General features: G+C 53.8%; 4 protein-coding genes. All 4 read left to right on the top strand.

Annotation, left to right across the window (positions count from 1 at the left end):
• A partial coding sequence (locus tag JW953_16220; GenBank protein MBN1994244.1) for a hypothetical protein occupies window positions 1-1,484 on the top strand: 1,484 nt, incomplete at its 5' end.
• Between the two features lie 121 nt (window positions 1,485-1,605).
• Window positions 1,606-1,818, top strand: coding sequence for a hypothetical protein (locus tag JW953_16215; GenBank protein MBN1994243.1), 213 nt, complete (start codon window positions 1,606-1,608; stop codon window positions 1,816-1,818).
• A 72-nt stretch (window positions 1,819-1,890) separates the two neighbouring features.
• Window positions 1,891-2,595, top strand: a complete 705-nt coding sequence (locus tag JW953_16210) for a hypothetical protein (protein MBN1994242.1) — start codon at window positions 1,891-1,893, stop codon at window positions 2,593-2,595.
• Between the two features lie 39 nt (window positions 2,596-2,634).
• Window positions 2,635-3,034: hypothetical protein (locus JW953_16205; GenBank protein MBN1994241.1), on the top strand; the 400-nt coding region annotated here is incomplete at its 3' end.

Here is a 3,034-nt window from a genome sequence, read left to right as displayed (position 1 = left end):
CCCGGGTGGCCCCCTACCTGGAACGGTTACAGACAATCTTGGGCGACTCCCAGGCAGAATCTCAGTTGGGGCCGGAAAATCCTTCTCTCAGGGCGGAATGGCTGGTTATACAATCCTTGGTGTTGTACAAACAAGGTAAAACCACAGAGGGTTTGGCCATAGCTGCGCAGGCCCTGGAAATTGCGCCGGAGCAAGATAGCCGCGTGCGGAGCCTGGCTTATTGGGCGCTGGCCAGCCTCTACCAGTTAAAGGAGGATTACGCCAAGGCTGTCGAAGCGTATCAGGCATCAATTTGGCATGGCCGGACGGCAAAAAACCTTGTTGCGGAAATGATGGGTACGGTGGGCCTGGCCGTGATGGCTTTTGAGCGCGGCCAATTGCATTTAGCCTGTGAGATTGCTGAACCGGTAACTACCCGGCTAGAACGATCAAGTTCTTCACCGCCCATTAGCGCCGTGCTCTATGGACTGCTCGGAGAGGTTTATTATCAATGGCGTCAGATCGAACCGGCGCGCCGCCATACCCTCCGCGCCTTGCAGTTGAGCACACTGGGCGGTTACAATACTGGCGTAATTTTTTGTCGAGTATTGCTCTCGCGTTTGGCTCAACTTGCCGGAGATTTGGAGCCTGCTGCCCGCGAGATCCAACAAGCCGTTGACCTGCTGCCGGTGGAAGCGCCTGATCATGTCAGGCAAGAAACTATTTCCCAACAGGTGCGTGTCTATCTTGCCCGCGAAAAACTGGCCGCCGCCCAGATGGCGCTGCAAGGACAGGGGTTTTCCTTTGGAGATCAATTCTCTTTTCCCGATCTCCCGTCTGGTCAGGGCGTCTCCCACTCGATAGGGCTGCTGTACAACAGCAGCTTGCACGTTCTTCTACACCAGGCTCGGGCTGGACGTAAACTGACCGGCTTGCGTTCCGGGCTCGAGTTGGCCGACCGTTTGATCGCCGGAACAATTCAGGGCCAATACATTCCCGTTGCGCTGGAAGCGCTCTTGCTCCGCGCCCAGATACACGCCGTGTTGGGGAATCAGCAAACCGGCCGGGCAGATTACGTCCGCGCTTTGGAGTTGGCCGAACCGGAAGGTTTCATCGGCGTTTTTGTCGAACAAGGCCCCCCTGTGGCCCAGGCCCTGGCGAACTTGGTCAAACAAAACCGGCTGGGGATCGTTCAACCTGGCTACGTTGAACGCATTTTGGCCGCTTTTTCCACATCGCAATCACCAGGCGCAACGGGCGGCAAGCAGTCCGCACCGGATCTTCCGGCTGAAACCAGACCGGTGGCTCTCATAGAGCCGTTGACCGACCGGGAGTTGGAGGTGTTGGGCTTGATGGCCGAAGGGCTGAAATACCAAGAAATCGCCACAAAGCTATTCATCTCCCTCAACACAGTGCGTTTCCACGTTAAGGCCGTCTACGGCAAGCTCAACGTGAATAACCGCACCCAAGCCATTGAGACGGCCCGCCAACTCCGAATACTTTAAATAAAAACCTACATCTTTTTTGTGGCGCAGACTACATTTTTGGGTGGTTTGCGCCGTTGCCTATTGGGGTAAGATAGGGGTGTCGCCGGCGGATTTTTGTTGGATCAAGGAGTTAAAGAGAATGGATGATGTCTGTACTTACCGCCTTGCAGTGCGGGGCCAGGTGGATGAAAATGTCTTCAACGTTACCAGCCCGCTGCAAATAACGGTGGCGCAGAGGGAGGCGGCGGCCACCGTGTTTACAATCTGCGCCGATCAGTCGGGCCTCATCGGGCTGGTCAGGCATCTGCACTGGCAAGGGTTCGTGATTTTGTCTATATATCGTGAGCAATAAACTAATTATTCTCAATGAGAAAAATGTCTGCTAAAACTATCTCAAATGATTTGTTCAAAGGAGTCTTTACAAATGGAGTCTTTACAAATAACATCTCTACAGATGCCGAAAGAAAGATTATCTTTTTACAATCTAAACGCGACGCGCGTCATCGCCACAACCATTGGCGTGTTCATTGGATTACTCTCTGGCGTGAACCACGGTTTCTTTGAAGTCTTGCAGGGCAACAAGCCCACCGGCGGCCTCTACATCCTTGCAATTGGGGAAGCGCAACGATTCTGGCCCCTGGCTGGCGAGGGTGCCTTTACCCTCATCCCGAATTTCCTGATCACCGGTATCGCGTCAATGATCGTGGGGGTGGCGATCATTATTTGGTCAATCTGGTTCCTGCCCACCAGGCACGGGCGCACTGTTTTCCTGGGGCTGTCCATCCTGAGCTTCCTGGTGGGCGGCGGCATCGGCCAGGTAGCCTTCTTTATCCCGGCGTGGGCCTTTGCGACGCGCATAGGTAAGCCGCTGAACTGGTGGCGGAAGGTACTGCCGCGCAGCACCTGGCCCATCCTGTCCAGACTCTGGGTCGTGACACTTGTGCTGGCGACCATTACTATGCTAATTGGCGTGGAGATGGCTGTTTTCGGCTTCTTCCCTGGGATCACGGACCCCGTCAGCATTGAGGACACGGCCAAGCTCTTTGTGTTTGGGTCTGCCAGTCTGTATGTAATTTCGTTCATCGCCGGGTTCGGTCATGAACTCAGGAGAATGGATCAAAACAATTGAAGTATTTTATGAATATTTTGTACAAGGAGGATAAGTACCATGATTAGGATTATATTTGGGGTATTCATTGTATTGCACGGCTTAGTTCATCTGTTGTACTTTGGGCAGAGTTGGCGGCTCTTTGAGCTGCAACCTGGCCTGGTTTGGCCGGATGGCTCGTGGGCAATCTCCAGGCTTTTTGGCGATGAAACGACAAGACTGCTGGCCAGTATTTTTTTGGTGTTGGCGGCCATTGGTTTTGTGGCCGGCGGGGCAGGCATATTGTTGGGGCAGGTCTGGTGGCGGTTGGTGGTTGTGAGCGCGGCCGCATTTTCTGCCATTCTTTACATTCTTTTCTGGGATGGCGCATGGCACTCGCATTTAGACAAAGTGAACTGGCCTGGTCGAAGCCAGGGATTGAATTTGAACCTTAACAATCGAGTTTCAGGCCAATATTCTG

The sequence above is a fragment of the Anaerolineae bacterium genome, assembly GCA_016931895.1.
In the GTDB taxonomy this organism is placed as follows: Bacteria; Chloroflexota; Anaerolineae; order 4572-78; family J111; genus JAFGNV01.
Note: the sequence above shows the minus strand (reverse complement) of the source record. Positions and strands in the feature narration are given on the sequence as shown.